The following is a 16418-nucleotide window of genomic DNA, read 5'->3' as shown; positions in this document are numbered from 1 at the left end:
TTTTACACTCGTTCTTCTAGTATAATTTTGTGTTGTGGTTTAACTATTTTTCCCTTTTCCAATACCAAACGGTGGTCGATGGATTGAGGTAATTGACTTTCGTAATGCCCGACGTAAAGCAATGTTTTGCCATGTTGGCACAATTCATCTACTACGTCGTTGAAATATTGTGTTTGCGTTTGATCCAAACCTTGGCAGGGCTCATCCAATACCAATAATGGTGGATTTTTGATCACTGTTCTGGCCAATAATGCCAAACGTTGTTTGCCTAAAGGCAACGTGCTCAGCAGTTCGCTTTTGACAGTATACAGATCAAAAAAATGTAGCAATTCATCCACTTGCTTCTTTTGTTGAAAAGAGGCTTCAGCATATAAGCCGATGCTGTCGAAAAATCCCGACGTGACGGTGTGCCATACAGTAGCAGTTTGGTCAAAATACCAGTGCATTTCGGGCGAAATTAACCCGATCTTTTGCTTAATATCCCAGATGCTTTCGCCAGAACCACGTTGATTGCCAAACAAGCGAATGTCTAAACCGTATGCTTGAGGATGATCGCCATTGATGAGGCTCAATAAGGTAGATTTTCCCGATCCATTGGCACCTTGAATGACCCATTTGTCGCCTCGGTTGACGGTCCAAGAGATATCCTGCAAAACAGTTTTGTCGCCATAGCGAACATGTATGTTGTTGAGCTGAATGATTTGCTCGCTAGTTGCTTCGGGTGCTGCTTTTAGAAATTCGGGTAAAGCGCGTGATTGTCGCGGCTTAGCCACGATAAAATCATCCGGACTAGCTACTTCTCGTAACTGGCCAGATTGCACGATTGCGAATGCATTGATGCATTGCGGTAAGTTGGTGTCATTCGTCAATAAAATTACCTGTGTGCCTTGTGCGGCCAAGCTGTCAATACAATCGTTTAGTGATTTTCTTGATGCTTTGTCCAAACCGGTATACGGCTCATCAATGATGAGAAGCTGTGGATTGCTCCACAGTGCTTTTACTAACTGTAATTTCTTGTGTTCGCCACTAGAAAGTTCAATCAATTGCGAATCCATTTGCTGCTCAAATCCCAGCGCTTGCACAAAGGGAATTGCTGCTGCTAAAACAAGGTTTTCCTGTTCTGCAAAATACGCTAATTCGCCAGCTACCGTTTTGGTATCTCGCCCTTGATGGGTATTGTAGCGTTGCTGATAGTAAAAGTTGCGATCGCCTTCTAAGTTGGTAAACTGATACCAGTTAGGAACGTAAAGTACAGCAGGCGATCTATCGCTTGGCAAATTCAACTCAATCGTACCCTGATAAGGGATTTGATTGGCCAGTGCACGCGCTAAGGTTGTTTTTCCAGACCCGCTTTCGCCACCAATCGCCCAATGTGTGCCATGCTCATAAGTCCACACCAAGTCCTGCAACACAGTTTTAGAACCGTATCGTATGCAAAGGTCTTGTATGTGAACCAGTGGTTTAGACATAGCTATATGGACGCGTTTTTTCGAATTCTTCGATTTCCGAACGGTGACTTAAGATATAATCAATGTCGTCATATCCATTGATCAAACATGATTTTTTATAAGGATTGATTTCGAAGGAGAATGACTCATTGCTATCTTGAATAGTCACGGTTTGCGCTTCTAGATCGATTACCAGTTTGGATTCCGGATTTTTAAATGTGGATGCAAAGATCTTTTCCAAGAACTCTTCGGTCACTTGAATCGGAAGTACGCCATTATTAAGTGCGTTACCTTTAAAGATATCGGCAAAGAAGGAGCTAATAACTACATCAAATCCATAATCTTGAATAGCCCAAGCAGCGTGCTCACGGGATGAACCACAACCAAAGTTCTTACCTGCTACCAAGATTTTCCCCGAATAGGTTGCATCATTCATCACGAAATCAGCCTTAGGTTGATTGTCGCCATCAAAGCGCCAGTCGCGAAATAGGTTGTCGCCAAAACCTTCGCGCGTCGTTGCTTTTAGGAAACGTGCCGGAATGATCTGGTCGGTGTCAATATTTTCTATCGGCAATGGTACTACCGAAGAATGTAATGTTTCAAATTTTTTCATATTATTGTTTTAATATTGCTCGTACTTCTCTCAATTTCATGGTCATGCTGATAGCATCGTGATCAGCCCAATGATTATAATCTTGAATGGCTTCTAAACGGTTTTGTTCGGAAATATAACCTTCGTCAACCATTTGTTTGGAGCTGGCTACCTGCGACCAAACTTTGATTTTGTCTATATGTAAAGGGTTGTTGCCTTCGTAATGTTCATCGGCGTTAATGACTTCAACCTGCCCAAATCCATGTTCTTCCAGCAATTCTTCCAGATCATAAGCAATTCTATTATTCATGCCAGCATCTTTTCTCCACATCAAAAACATATGATAGAAGTTGTCCATACTCTTTGGAATGGGTGGATTCCAATTGATGGCTTCGTGATTATAATCGAGAATAGAAACCTGTCCATTAGGTTTTAGTAAGCGCTTGACTTTTTCAATAGCTGTATTTAGTGTAGAAATCCATTGAAATGTGCGTGCCGATACGATGAGATCAAATTGTTGATCGCTCTCAAAATCTAACAATTCACAATGTAGGAGTTCCAAATTTTGAATATTAGTATACTGTTTTTTTCCCTCTTCAATAAATGATGCCGTATTGTCAATTCCGACAACATAGCCAGTCGGCCCTACAATATTAGCAATGTCTTTTGTAATTGCTCCAGTCGAACATCCGATGTCTAAGACGCGTAAACCTGGTCTCAATGCCGATTTTAACGTTCGATAATCTTGATCGAGTGTTCTTCGGTTGAAAACTGTAGCCACACCTTGCGATGCTCTATCTATTATTTTGTTTTCTGATGCTGTCACGGTCTCGCAGATATTACACATATTTCGAAGTCAAAAAAATAAAAGATCTATACATAGTGTTCTACCACTGGAAATGGCTCGTAAAAATGATGCAGTAAGGCTTTCCACTCTTGGTATTCGTCAGATTGACGGAAACCATGTGTGTGGTCTTCCAAAGTTTCCCATTTTACTAAAAGAATATATTTGTCTTGTTCTTCTATACATTTTTTTAGTTCATGTGACATGTAACCGCGCATACTGCAAATAATCTTTTCCGCTTTTGAAAAAGCTTGTTCAAAGGCCGGAGAAAGTCCTGATTTGATATGCAATATGGCTACTTCCAGTGTCATTTTTTTTACGTTGTGTTTTACTTCTTTACCGCTTTTATTCTCAATCTTTTATAGTCCGCTACCCACTCGCCATTCTTAAAATAATCTGGCTTCAGTCTTTCGATCGCAAGATTCGTTACAGCGCTAGCTTCTTCGGCACTTAGCTGTACAAAGGCATGCGGTGCAAATTGATGGATCCATTTAAGCATTCCATCTGCACCCACCAATTTTGTTGGTCGATCAAACAACCACATTTGTTCGGTCTCAAATCCTGCTGACTCTAACATGGTAGCGTATTGCCCAATAGAAGGGAAAAACCAAAAATCAGTTTTAATACGATTACGTACTCCCAATTGTACAGCTGCAGATGCGATGGCATCGACAATGGATTGGATATTTCCTTTGCCACCAAATTCGGCTACCAAACGACCTCCTGTAACTAAGCTACTGTAGATGCCGTTCAACAAGCCAGTTTGATTTTCGATCCAATGAAATGTCGCATTGCTAAATACGGCATCGAACTTGTTTTGGTAATCCAATTGAACAGCATCTTTCTGCTCAAATTGGATCATTGGATATTTCTGCTTGGCTGATGCAACCATGTCTGCCGAGGCATCAACACCGATCAACGTAGCTTTGGTAGCATGTATCTTGTGAGCCAAATCGCCGGTGCCACACCCGATCTCTAAAATGTGTTCGCCAGCTTGAGGATCAAGCCACTGCAATACATCAACACCGTAATCAGATACGAATTGATGCTGTTCCTTGTATAGCTTGGTGTCCCAATTGATTGCTGGCATAGTGATTTAGCGCTTATGAAGAATGAAAGAAAGTTTTAAACGACAGCTTCTGCACCCAAAAATTCGCGGATATCCGTAATCTTGCCTGTGATGGCTGCTGCAGCGGCTGTCAACGGGCTCGCTAACAAGGTACGTGCATTAGGACCTTGTCTACCTTCAAAATTTCTGTTCGACGTGGATATACAATATTTTCCGGCAGGAATCTTATCTTCATTCATTCCTAAGCAAGCTGAACAGCCCGGCTCACGCAATGTAAAACCAGCCGCTTCCAAAACCTTGTCAATGCCTTCGGCTTTGGCCTGCGCTTCTACTTGTTTCGAACCAGGAACAATCCATACTTCTACCTGTTCTGCTTTTTGCTTGCCACGTACGAAGTTGGCAACTTCACGCAAATCTTCGATACGGGAATTGGTACAGCTACCAATGAATACGTAGTCGATCGGACGGCCTAAAAGCGGCTGATCGTCTTCGAAACCCATGTAGTTTAATGCCTTTTTGTATGAAGGCCGTTCAGATTCTGGTTGCGCTTCTGTTGCCGGAATGTGCTCAGTGACGCCCATTCCCATTCCTGGATTGGTACCATAGGTTACCATCGGCTCGATATCTTCTGCCGAAAACTCTAAGACAGCATCAAATTGCGCATCTTCGTCAGAATACAAAGTCTTCCAGTACGCTAATGATTCGTCCCATTTCTGATCTTTTGGAGCAAATTCGCGCCCTTTGATGTAATTAAAAGTAATATCATCTGGAGCGATCAGTCCACCACGTGCACCCATTTCGATACTCATGTTGCAGATCGTCATTCTTGCTTCCATGCTCAGAGCACGAATAGCAGAGCCGGCATATTCAATGAAATAGCCTGTTCCGCCTGCGGCAGAAATTTTGGCAATAATATATAGAATGATGTCTTTAGCACCTACGCCCGGCTGCAATGTGCCATTAACCTCGATTTTCATGGTTTTTGGTGCCTGTTGCAACAAGCATTGCGTAGCAAAAACTTGCTCTACTTGTGAGGTTCCGATTCCGAAAGCAATCGCGCCAAAAGCGCCATGCGTAGAAGTATGGCTATCGCCACATACCATGGTTTTTCCTGGTAAAGTAATACCCAACTCAGGACCAATCACGTGTACGATTCCTTGATATGGGTGGCCTAATCCGTAAAGCTCCACACCAAATTCGCTGGTGTTTTTGCTCAACATATCGACCTGATATCTGGATAATTCTTCTTTGATTGGCAGGTGCTGATCGATTGTCGGTACGTTATGATCGGCTGTCGCTACCGTCTGATTCGGTCTGAACACCGGTAAATTACGCTTGCGTAATCCGTCGAAAGCCTGTGGCGAAGTCACCTCATGGATGAGGTGTGTATCGATATACAGGATGTCTGGAAAACCTTCTTGGCGTTTCACAACGTGCGCGTCCCAAATTTTTTCTACTAATGTCTTTCCCATTATGCTCTCTCTCAAATTGTGGTATTATGGATACGGGTCTTGACATATCGTCAATTTGACCCGTGATATGTCTATCAAAATTACGAAAATTTTAATGGATTATCCTGATTTCTCGTTTAAGCCGTTTTGATCGTTTTCATGGCCTTCATCGCCTTACGTAGTTCACGCCCAACGATTTCTACCGGATGGTTGCGCAATTTTTCGTTGATGGATACTAACTTCGAATTGTCGACTGCACCGTCTTTGCCATCGTTGAAGTTTTTGCCAACAACATCCGTATCTACCGTTCTCATGAAGTCCGTCAACAATGGTTTACATGCTTGATCGAATAGATAACAGCCATATTCTGCGGTATCAGAAATCACGCGGTTCATTTCGAATAATTTCTTGCGGGCAATCGTGTTAGCGATCAATGGTGTCTCGTGTAATGATTCGTAATATGCACTTTCTGGTTTGATTCCTGCTTCTACCATCACTTCGAAGGCCAATTCTACGCCAGCACGTACGAAGGCAACCATTAATGTATAATTGTCAAAGTATTCTTGCTCATTGATCTGTACATCGCCAGCCGGTGTTTTTTCGAAAGCAGTTTCACCTGTTTCGGCGCGCCATTTCAATAGGTTGACATCGTCATTTGCCCAATCTTCCATCATGGTTTTGCTGAATTCGCCCGACATAATATCGTCTTGGTGTTTTTGGAATAATGGACGCATGATGTCTTTCAATTCTTCTGAAAGTTCATAAGCTTTGATCTTTGCTGGGTTGCTTAAGCGATCCAACATGCCGCTAACACCACCGTGTTTCAAGGCTTCGGTGATCACTTCTACACCGTATTGTACTAATTTTGAAGCATATCCGGCATCGATTCCTTTTTCGACCATTTTGTCGAAAGATAGGATAGAACCTGTTTGTAGCAATCCACACAAGATGGTTTGCTCACCCATCAAATCCGATTTTACTTCGGCTACGAAAGAAGATTTCAATACACCGGCTTTGTGCCCACCTGTACCTACACAGTAAGCTTTGGCTTCTGCCCATCCTTTTCCTTGTGGATCATTTTCTGGGTGAACGGCAATAAGCGTAGGGACGCCAAAACCGCGTAAGAACTCCGCACGAACTTCCGATCCTGGAGATTTTGGAGCTACCATGATAACGGTCAAATCTTTACGTACTTGCAATCCTTCTTCTACGATGTTGAAACCGTGCGAATAAGACAAAGTAGCACCTTCTTTCATCAAAGGTTGTACTGCGTTTACGACATTTGTGTGTTGTTTATCCGGTGTCAAGTTGATCACAAGATCTGCCGAAGGGATTAACTCCTCGTATGTGCCTACAGCAAAATTGTTGTCTGTGGCGTTTTTCCAAGAATCTCTTTTTTGCTCGATGGCCTCCTTACGCAGCGCGTAAGAAACATCTAAACCGCTATCTCTAAGGTTCAAACCTTGATTCAAACCTTGTGCGCCAGCACCTACAATTACGATTTTCTTGCCTTTTAGTGCATCAACGCCATCTGTAAAAGCGCTAGCGTCTAAAAATTCAGCATGTCCTAATTGGGTTAATTGCTCTCTAAGTGATAGGGTATTAAAATAATTTGCCATTGTTCTATATTTATATTTTTTTAGATATCGATTGAGGTTATTTAATGCTTCTTTTTTGCGCTGTGGCATAGCCAAAGTGCCAATTGTCGTGACCGGCCGTGGTCACGATGACGTCTTCGATCGTGTGTAGTGTGGCTTTGTATGTACTTGTCTCAAATGGGCTGAAATCTGCGAATACATTTGCTTCGTAATCACGCTGCAACACATCTATCGTATCGATCGCCAATTTTTTTAGCGCATCTACTTCTGCCTGATCAACGAAGTACGTTGGTTTGGTACCCTTAGCATACGTCGAAAAATAGGAAATATCATTCGTGTCTGGTCGGATGCCTGATCGCGTGTAACACAAACCTTGTGTTGACACAACGATATGACCAAAGTTCCAGATGATGTTATTATTGTATCCTGCCGGAATTTCGTTGAGCTGCTCTAGCGTTAGCGTATCTAATAGTTCGATAAAGGCTCGCCTAGAATCGCGAATAAATTGGAATACTTCTGTCATTGCTGCTTCGGAGATTACATGGTAAATACACGATCCTGTTGATCCAAGAATTCGTTCTCGACCACATCAGGAGATGGTTCTTGTTGTTCAAACTCTTTCAATTTCTTGTGGAAACCAGCGCTTTCTTTGATAATGGCAATACGGGCGCCACGCACGAATTCAATCAAATTATATTTGGTGAGTTCGGCTGTTAGTCGGTCGATCTCCTCGCGATGACCTGCAGTCTCGAAGACGATGTAATCATTACGAATCACGACGGCACTCGCGCCATATTGACGTAACAAGCGCTCCACGTAGGCCTTTTCTGCAATCACGTCAGCAGGAACTTTATATAATGCTTGTTCTTGCCATACCAACTCATCGTTGGTATTGTAGTACGCTTTCAATACTTCGACTTGTTTTTCAATCTGACGGCATAGTTTGCGCACCACTTCCTCGCTTTCGCTGATGACGATGGTAAAACGGTGTATGCCTTCCACCTCAGATGGCGAGGTGTTTAGACTCTCAATATTGATCTTGCGTCGAGAAAATATCGTAGATATACGACCGATCATCCCGATCGAATTTTCGGTGTATAAGGTGATGGTATATTCTTGCTTTTCCATTTCTAATTTCTTTTACTTCAACCGTATTTCTGAAACCGAAGTACCCTGCGCCACCATTGGAAACACGTTGTTTTCCTTGCCTACCATGACTTCTAATAAATAAGCCCCGTCGTGATCTAACATCGTTTTCAAAGCAGATTTCAGGTCCTTGCGCTCCGAAATTTTGTTGCCGTTGATGTAGTATCCTTTGGCCACGGCTACGAAATCTGGACTGGTAATGTCTACAAAAGAGTAACGGCGCTGATGGAAGAGCTGCTGCCACTGACGTACCATTCCTAAAAACTCGTTGTTCAAAATCAAAATTTTGACTTTTGCACCGAATTGCATGATGGTGCCTAGTTCTTGAATCGTCATCTGAATACCGCCATCGCCGATAATGGCGACTACATCACGATGCGGTGCGCCGTACCAAGCTCCAATAGCAGCTGGTAAACCAAATCCCATCGTACCTAAACCGCCCGAAGTGACGTTGGATCGGCTGGAATTAAACTTAGCGTAACGACAAGTCACCATCTGGTGTTGGCCTACATCGGTCACGATAATTGCATCGCCGTTGGTCAGTTCATTTAAGGTTTTGAGCACTTCGCCCATCGTCATGATATCGGTCGTAGGGTTCAGTTCATCTTGAATTACTTCCTTGATTTCCTCTTTCTCCAGTTCGCGGAATTCCCCCACCCAAGCGCTATGATCGTTTTCTTGTAGCAGTGCAGTAAGCGCTGGTAGCGTTTCCTTACAATCTCCCCAAACGGGTACGGTAGATTTCACATTCTTATCAATCTCGGCAGGGTCAATATCCAAGTGTACAATTTTGGCTTGTTTTGCATATTTATCTAACCGACCCGTAACGCGGTCATCGAAACGCATACCGACAGCTATCAGCACATCACACTCATTCGTCATGACGTTGGGCGCATAATTACCATGCATGCCCAACATTCCTACATTCAGTGGATGTTCTGTCTCCAATGCGCTTAATCCCATGACGGTCCAAGCAGCTGGAAAGCCACCTTTTTCTATAAATGCTCTGAATTCGGCTTCCGCTTTGCCCAAGATCACACCTTGTCCGAATAGTACAAATGGTTTCTTGGCTTTATTAATGACCTCGGCAGCTTGCGTGATGTATTCGTTACGCACTACTGGTTTTGGTCGATAACTCCGAATATGGTTACATTTCTTGTACCCCAAAAAGTCAAACAACTGAAGTTGTGCATTCTTGGTGATATCCACTAACACTGGGCCGGGGCGCCAGTTTTGGCGATATAGAATGCTTTGGCCATTACCTCTGGTATTTCATTGGCATCGGTCACTTGGTAGTTCCACTTTGTTACGGGTGTGGTGATATTAATCACGTCTGTTTCTTGAAAAGCATCGGTACCTAGTAATGCAGCAAAAACCTGCCCAGTCACGCAAACAATTGGATTGCTATCAATCATAGCATCTGCCAGTCCTGTAACCAAGTTAGTTGCTCCTGGGCCGCTGGTCGCGAATGCCACGCCAACTTTCCCAGAAGTACGTGCATAACCTTGTGCTGCATGTATGCCTCCTGCTCATGACGCACGAGAATATGTTTCAATTTCTCATTGTAATCGTACAAGGCATCGTAGATCGGCATAATCGCGCCGCCCGGATAACCAAATACGGTATCTACGCCTTCTTGAAGCAAAGCTTCCAAGACCGCTTGCGAACCACTTAATTGGGTTGTCGTAGCCGTTTCTTTTTCTAACTGCGTTTTTTCTAATGTGCTCATGATATATTCCGCGTAAAGGGTGTCTCGACGTGATTAAAGATCTGTTACACAGCCTTCGGAAGCGTCGGCCACCGTTTTTGCATATTTATATAATACTCCTTTGGATACTTTTAATGCTGGTTGTTGCCATCTGGCTCGGCGAGCAGCAATTTCCTCGTCGGTCAACGAAACGTTGATGGTGTTATTAACGGCATCGATCACGATATGGTCATTATCTTCGATCAAACCGATCAATCCGCCGGCATACGATTCTGGTGTGATGTGGCCAACGACAAAACCGTGTGTACCGCCTGAGAAGCGACCATCTGTGATCAATGCGACCGATTTACCCAAACCTGCACCAATAATAGCAGAGGTTGGTTTTAACATCTCTGGCATGCCTGGCGCTCCTTTTGGTCCTGCGTTTGTAATAACAACAACATCGCCTGGTTTTACGAGTCCCGAAGAAATACCTTGAATGAGGTTTTGCTCGCCATCAAAAACGCGGGCAGGTCCTTCAAAACGCTCGCCTTCTTTACCTGATATTTTGGCCACGGAGCCTTTTTCAGCAATATTTCCGTACAATATTTGTAAGTGGCCCGTTGCTTTGATTGGATCAGATAATGGGCGGATAATCGGTTGATTGTAATCGATGATCGATTTTACATCAGCCAAATTCTCTGCGACAGTTTTCCCCGTTACGGTAAGGCAATCACCGTGGATCAATCCTTCGTCCAATAAGTAACGCATCACGGCTGGCGTACCGCCATATTGATGTAAATCTTGCATTAAGTATTTGCCGCTCGGTTTGAAATCTGCCAATACAGGCGTTTCATTACTCATGCGTTGGAAGTCATCTTGCGTAATCTCTACACCAATCGCTTTACCGATGGCAATGAAATGTAGCACCGCGTTGGTACTACCGCCTAATACAATAATACTACGTATGGCATTTTCAAATGCCTTACGCGTCATGATATCGGACGGCTTAATGTCTTTTTCTAACAGAATACGAATGTATTTTCCAGCATCAAGACATTCTTGTTTTTTTTCTGCGCTTACTGCAGGATTCGAGGCCGAGTAGGGAAGGCTCATGCCCAATGCTTCGATCGCCGAAGCCATTGTATTAGCGGTGTACATACCACCACATGCGCCAGCGCCTGGGCAGGTGTGTTTAATGACACCTTCGTAATCTTCGTCCGAAATGTTGCCACAGATTTTTTGTCCTAAGGCTTCAAATGCGGATACGATATTCAATTCTTCACCTTTATAATGGCCTGGAGCAATCGTACCTCCATACACCATTAAAGAAGGGCGGTCTAAACGTGCCATCGCCATAATAGCACCGGGCATATTTTTGTCACAACCGGGGATGGCGATCACGCCATCATAATATTGTCCGCCACAAATAGTTTCAATACTATCTGCGATGACATCACGGCTCACCAAGGAGTAGCGCATACCGTCTGTACCATTACTCATCCCATCACTCACACCGATGGTATTGAATATTAATCCTACTAAATCTTCAGACCAAACACCTTTTTTGACTTCTTTTGCGAGGTCGTTCAAGTGCATGTTGCATGTGTTGCCATCATATCCCATGCTGGCAATGCCGACTTGTGCCTTCGCCATGTCCTGATCAGTCAATCCAATTCCGTAAAGCATTGCTTTAGCGGCTGGTTGTGTGGCATCTTGTGTAAAGATGCGGCTATATCTGTTTAACGTGTTTTCGTTGTCAGATGATGACTTCATAATTCTCTTGCTCTAATACTAATTTTTTGTATGTACGTTGTATGGATGCGCCTATCGTGTGTTCCCAATCTTCAGGATAGGCTGTATCATCTATTTGTTTAATTCCAATAATACCTGCTGCTGTACCACATAAGAATGCACTATCTGCTGTGTATAAATCTTCAATAGTTAATCTTTTTTCGATGAGATCGAAGTTGAGATCCCGGCAGATGTCAATGACCGTTTGTCTAGTAATACCAGGGAAGACGTGTTGTACAGGTGGGGTGTATAACTTGAAATCTTTTTCTATGAAAAGATTTTCACTCGACGCTTGTGCCACAAAACCATCTTGATCGAGCATCAGCGCTTCGTCAAAGCCTTTGCGGATGGCATCACTCGTAGCACGAATCGCATTAATGTACTGACCCGAAATCTTGGCATCGATCTGGAAAGATTTTGGATGCGGTCTACGAATGTCAGAAAGACAAACTTTGAGCAAATTCTGACCTAAGAATGGTCCCCATTCCCAAGCGGCAATCACAATGCTGGAGTTGGCCGCAGAAGTCAGATGCATATTGGAGCCTGAAAACACGAGCGGTCGGATATAGGCTGCACGCATATTGTTTTTTGCTAGCAACTCGTAAGTTTGCTCAATCAGTTCGCGTGTAGACCAAGGAAAAGGCAAGTTAATCGATTCGCAAGAAGTGCGTAGTCGATCAAAGTGAGCTTCCGCTTTAAACATACGAACACCATTATGTGTGCTGTATGCGCGTAGCCCTTCAAAGGCACCATAACCGTAGTGCAAGGCCTGCCCGAAGAAGTCTGTGCCCGCTTCGCTCGCCTTTACAAATTCGCCATCTAAATAAATGTACGTGTCTTGATTATAATACTGCATAGCTTTCCTGGTTTTACGATCTGCTGTCTGATGTCATCATAGTAGAGACAGGTCTTCCCTTTTTGTTTTTGTAAGATAAAGCGAATGTATTTTTAAAGCAATAGCGCTTGGTTGAATTTTAAAAAAGTTTTTTATTTGGCAATCGTGTTATTTGTGATTTTAAATTTTGAGTAAATGATTTTTTTGTGAAATTTTATTTTGTTTAAAGTAGACTAATATTAAAATCAGTCTACCCTTGTGGAATTCAATTTTTTTGCTAGGCCGGTAGTTTTCTGCCTAAAATGCCAAATAGGGATACTTAATTTATAAAAAAAGCCTCTTAAAACAGTATGTTTTAAGAGGCTAATCTCTTTGGTGATTTTGAAAAAATCTACTAGCGTATACCTTCGGCTAATACCGTTATGATATTGTCTTTAGCTTCAACAACGCCACCTTTGATTTGGAATACTTCTTCTGCAGTACCCGTATTAATGATTACTTTACCATCTTCCAATGTAGATACGATTGCTGCGTGATCTTTCAATATCTGGAAAGAACCAGCACTACCGGGTACGGTTACTGCTGTTACATCGCCTTCGTATGCTAACTTATCGGGAGTTATGATTGTTAATTTCATATTAAACAGCTTCAGCTATTAGTTTTTTACCTTTTTCAATAGCTTCTTCAATGGTACCTACCAAGTTGAAAGATGCTTCTGGATACTCATCTACTTCACCATCAATGATCATGTTGAAACCTTTGATGGTATCTTTGATATCTACCAACACACCTTTTAGACCAGTAAATTGCTCTGCTACGTGGAAAGGTTGTGACAAGAAACGTTGTACACGACGAGCGCGAGTTACTGTCAATTTATCTTCATCCGACAATTCATCCATACCTAAGATAGCAATGATATCTTGTAGTTCTTTGTAACGTTGCAAAATCTCTTTTACACGTTGTGCGGTATTGTAGTGCTCATCGCCTAACACCGCTGGAGACAAGATTCTTGAAGTAGAATCTAATGGATCTACCGCAGGATAGATACCTAACTCGGCAATTTTACGAGATAATACCGTAGTCGCATCTAAGTGAGCAAATGTAGTCGCTGGCGCAGGGTCAGTTAAGTCATCGGCAGGAACGTAAACTGCTTGTACCGAAGTGATTGATCCGTTTTTAGTAGAGGTAATACGCTCTTGCATCAATCCCATCTCTGTTGCCAAAGTTGGTTGATAACCTACTGCTGAAGGCATACGACCTAAAAGGGCAGATACTTCAGAACCCGCTTGCGTAAAACGGAAGATATTGTCGATAAAGAAAAGAACGTCACGACCTTTACCTTCGCCTTCACCATCACGGAAATATTCTGCAATTGTAAGACCTGAAAGGGCTACACGTGCACGTGCACCTGGAGGCTCATTCATTTGTCCGAATACGAAAGTACATTTAGAATCTTTCATCAATTCGTGATCGACTTGATCCAAAGGCCACTGACCTTTTTCCATGCCTTCCATGAAGTGATCACCATATTTGATAATGCCAGATTCTAGCATCTCACGTAACAAGTCATTTCCTTCACGTGTACGCTCACCGACACCCGCAAATACAGAAAGACCACCGTGTCCTTTAGCAATATTGTTGATCAACTCTTGAATCAATACGGTTTTACCAACACCGGCACCACCGAATAATCCAATTTTACCACCTTTAGCATAAGGCTCTAGTAAGTCAATTACTTTAATACCTGTAAAAAGCACTTCCGTCTCTGTCGATAAATCCTCGAAACGCGGAGGTACGTTGTGGATACTGCGACCGTTTTCTTTGTCTACGTTTTGGATACCATCAATAGCATCTCCAACGACATTGAATACACGGCCTTTAATACTTTCTCCAATAGGCATTTTAATTGGCGCTCCGGTATCAACTACTTTCATACCACGAACCAAACCTTCCGTAGCATCCATCGCGATAGTACGAACACGTTCTTCACCTAAGTGTTTTTGAACTTCCAAAACTACACGCTGACCATTTTCTTTCTCAATGTACAGAGCGTCAAAAATTTTCGGAAGATTTTCATTGTCGGCAAAGTTGACGTCAACAACGGGGCCGATAATCTGCGCTATTTTACCAATATTGGGCATATTAATAGGACTAAATATAATTATTCATTCATATACAGCCACTTCTGTCGTGGTGTATTTTGGTTTGCAAAAATAGCTTTTATCCGTTGAAAACCAAAACATAAAAAAAGAAAATAGCGTGCGACGGTGCGTGCATGAAAAATCGTCAAATAAGCAGTTGGAAATATACGTGGTGTTGCGGTATTCAATATTATGCGCCAACCGACTGATCGATATACCGCTAAGCACCCGAAATGGTGTAACGAATATTTGGTAATCATCGAAAAAAAATCGGAGAATGCTGTTAACACCTCCGATCTTTGCCTTGGGTGGTATCATAAGCCACCTAACTAGATATTAATATGTGGACGATGAAGATCAAGAATTTCTCTTCAGTTGCTCGTCCAATAGCTGTCTTTTAAGTAATTGTTCTTTTTCCATCGATTTCTTTTTGAACATCTGCAATTCATCTTGTAGCTCATGGACCGTCTTTTGATGTTCTACAGTGTCGATCTTAGATTTTTTAAAAGCGAAAAAACTGGCTATGAATGCGACTGCAAATACACAGATCAGCACCCATACGATGGTGTGGTAGGTGCTTTTTTGAAAATCTATTCCCAAGAACGAAATACTATCCGTACGATCGCGTTCTACGCGAAGTTCGCCTTCCAATGTGCTTACAGAGTCACGAAGGCTACGCGTAGTGGCCACCGAGGAAGAGCTAGCTTCATTAAGATCGGTGATTTCACGTTTTAACCGATTGATCGTATCAGAAGTATTTTTACGTAGTATTTCCAAATTAGTTTTCCGAATTAGCTTCGTGTCGGCATCCTGACTACGTGATAGTGTATTGATAAAGTAAAACTGAGAATCTATCGCGCCTTTTAATGCATATGGTAGCATAGGTCTGTTCTGTCCAAATGAGATGAAGATGCAAAAAAGAAGCGCTGTAGTAAGAAATGCTCTAGACATAATGGGGTAAAACTTTTTGATATTTCAATGATGATAAAGTCAATTTTAGTCATAATATTGAACATAAACAAGATTTCTGTTCAGAAAGAAGGGTTAATTTAGTACCTTTATTAAGGTTTTTAACCCTTGAATTATAAACTTTATGATAGATAAAACGGTGTCAAGCGCACTTGAGGCCACTGATGATGTGCAGTCAGGTATGACGATTGCTGTCGGAGGTTTTGGTTTATGCGGAATTCCAGAAAACTTAATACAAGCTCTAATAGATAGGCAAATAACGGATTTAACCTGTATCAGTAATAATGCAGGAGTCGATGATTTCGGTCTTGGTTTGTTGCTACAGCGTAAGCAGATCAAAAAAATGATAGCGTCCTATGTTGGCGAAAACGCAGAATTCGAGCGGCAAATGCTCAGCGGTGAGCTCGACGTCGAATTGGTGCCGCAAGGTACATTAGCGACTCGCTTAATGGCAGCAGGTTATGGAATGCCCGCAATCTATACACCGACTGGCGTTGGCACTGAAGTAGCCGAAGGCAAAGAAATAAGACGATTTACATTTCATGGCGTAGAAAAAGATTATTTAATGGAATATGCTTTCGAACCCGATTTTGCCTTGGTGAAAGCTTGGAAGGGCGATCGTATGGGCAATCTAGTATTTCGTGGTACAGCAAACAACTTTAACCACGCGATGGCTATGTGTGGCAAGATCACCATTGCCGAAGTGGAGGAATTGGTGGAACCCGGCCAATTGGATCCTAACTACATTCATACGCCCGGAATCTATGTAAATAGAATTTTCCAAGGCGAGCGATATGAAAAACGTATAGAACAACGCACATACAGCACAAAAGAAAAAGAATAG

At 42.5% G+C, this 16418-nt stretch carries 15 protein-coding genes and 1 pseudogene; 1 reads left to right on the top strand and 15 read right to left on the bottom strand.

Features of this window, described 5'->3' with window-relative positions:
- Positions 1-2: 2 nt before the first annotated feature.
- The 15 genes and pseudogenes from A0125_RS12650 to A0125_RS12575 form a co-directional block, all read right to left on the bottom strand.
- Positions 3-1469, bottom strand: coding sequence for an ATP-binding cassette domain-containing protein (locus A0125_RS12650; protein ID WP_066756787.1), 1467 nt, complete (start codon positions 1467-1469; stop codon positions 3-5).
- Entirely contained in the window at positions 1462-2061 is a 600-nt protein-coding gene (leuD, locus tag A0125_RS12645; RefSeq protein WP_066756784.1) for a 3-isopropylmalate dehydratase small subunit, read from the bottom strand. The genes A0125_RS12650 and leuD overlap by 8 nt, the downstream gene beginning before the upstream one ends.
- A gap of 1 nt (position 2062) precedes the next feature.
- Positions 2063-2866 (bottom strand): methyltransferase domain-containing protein, encoded by an 804-nt coding sequence (locus A0125_RS12640; protein ID WP_231863229.1) that lies wholly within the window; start codon positions 2864-2866, stop codon positions 2063-2065.
- 47 nt (positions 2867-2913) lie between these two features.
- A complete protein-coding gene (locus tag A0125_RS12635; RefSeq protein WP_066756778.1) occupies positions 2914-3195 on the bottom strand; it encodes an antibiotic biosynthesis monooxygenase family protein in 282 nt (93 codons plus the stop codon).
- A 17-nt stretch (positions 3196-3212) separates the two neighbouring features.
- Positions 3213-3974, bottom strand: a complete 762-nt coding sequence (locus tag A0125_RS12630; RefSeq protein WP_066756775.1) for a class I SAM-dependent methyltransferase — start codon at positions 3972-3974, stop codon at positions 3213-3215.
- Between the two features lie 35 nt (positions 3975-4009).
- Positions 4010-5425 (bottom strand): 3-isopropylmalate dehydratase large subunit, encoded by a 1416-nt coding sequence (gene leuC / locus A0125_RS12625; protein WP_066756772.1) that lies wholly within the window; start codon positions 5423-5425, stop codon positions 4010-4012.
- 116 nt (positions 5426-5541) lie between these two features.
- Positions 5542-7023: a ketol-acid reductoisomerase gene (gene ilvC / locus A0125_RS12620; protein WP_066757266.1), complete on the bottom strand. Its 1482-nt coding sequence runs from the start codon at positions 7021-7023 to the stop codon at positions 5542-5544.
- Positions 7024-7060: 37 nt separating this feature from the next.
- Positions 7061-7525, bottom strand: a complete 465-nt coding sequence (locus A0125_RS12615; protein WP_066756769.1) for a DinB family protein — start codon at positions 7523-7525, stop codon at positions 7061-7063.
- 14 nt (positions 7526-7539) lie between these two features.
- Entirely contained in the window at positions 7540-8130 is a 591-nt protein-coding gene (gene ilvN / locus A0125_RS12610) for an acetolactate synthase small subunit (protein WP_066756766.1), read from the bottom strand.
- A gap of 12 nt (positions 8131-8142) precedes the next feature.
- A pseudogene (gene ilvB / locus A0125_RS12605) lies at positions 8143-9877 on the bottom strand (biosynthetic-type acetolactate synthase large subunit).
- A gap of 33 nt (positions 9878-9910) precedes the next feature.
- On the bottom strand, positions 9911-11611 hold the full coding sequence (gene ilvD / locus A0125_RS12600) for a dihydroxy-acid dehydratase (protein WP_066756763.1): 1701 nt from the start codon (positions 11609-11611) through the stop codon (positions 9911-9913).
- Positions 11595-12485, bottom strand: a complete 891-nt coding sequence (locus A0125_RS12595; protein WP_066756761.1) for a branched-chain amino acid transaminase — start codon at positions 12483-12485, stop codon at positions 11595-11597. Before A0125_RS12595 ends, ilvD begins: the two co-directional genes overlap by 17 nt.
- A 373-nt stretch (positions 12486-12858) precedes the next feature.
- Positions 12859-13101, bottom strand: coding sequence for an ATP synthase F1 subunit epsilon (gene atpC / locus A0125_RS12590; RefSeq protein ID WP_066756758.1), 243 nt, complete (start codon positions 13099-13101; stop codon positions 12859-12861).
- A gap of 1 nt (position 13102) precedes the next feature.
- Positions 13103-14605: a F0F1 ATP synthase subunit beta gene (gene atpD / locus A0125_RS12585; RefSeq protein WP_066756755.1), complete on the bottom strand. Its 1503-nt coding sequence runs from the start codon at positions 14603-14605 to the stop codon at positions 13103-13105.
- A gap of 357 nt (positions 14606-14962) precedes the next feature.
- Entirely contained in the window at positions 14963-15556 is a 594-nt protein-coding gene (locus A0125_RS12575; RefSeq protein ID WP_156472543.1) for a hypothetical protein, read from the bottom strand.
- 142 nt (positions 15557-15698) lie between these two features.
- Between A0125_RS12575 and A0125_RS12570 the strand changes: the two genes are divergently transcribed.
- A complete protein-coding gene (locus A0125_RS12570; protein WP_066756748.1) occupies positions 15699-16418 on the top strand; it encodes a CoA transferase subunit A in 720 nt (239 codons plus the stop codon).

Origin of the sequence: Sphingobacterium populi, from assembly GCF_001586775.1 — a bacterium.
Classification (GTDB): domain Bacteria; phylum Bacteroidota; class Bacteroidia; order Sphingobacteriales; family Sphingobacteriaceae; genus Sphingobacterium; species Sphingobacterium populi.
The sequence above is the reverse complement of the archived record's forward strand: the minus strand, read 5'-3'. Positions and strand labels throughout refer to the sequence as shown.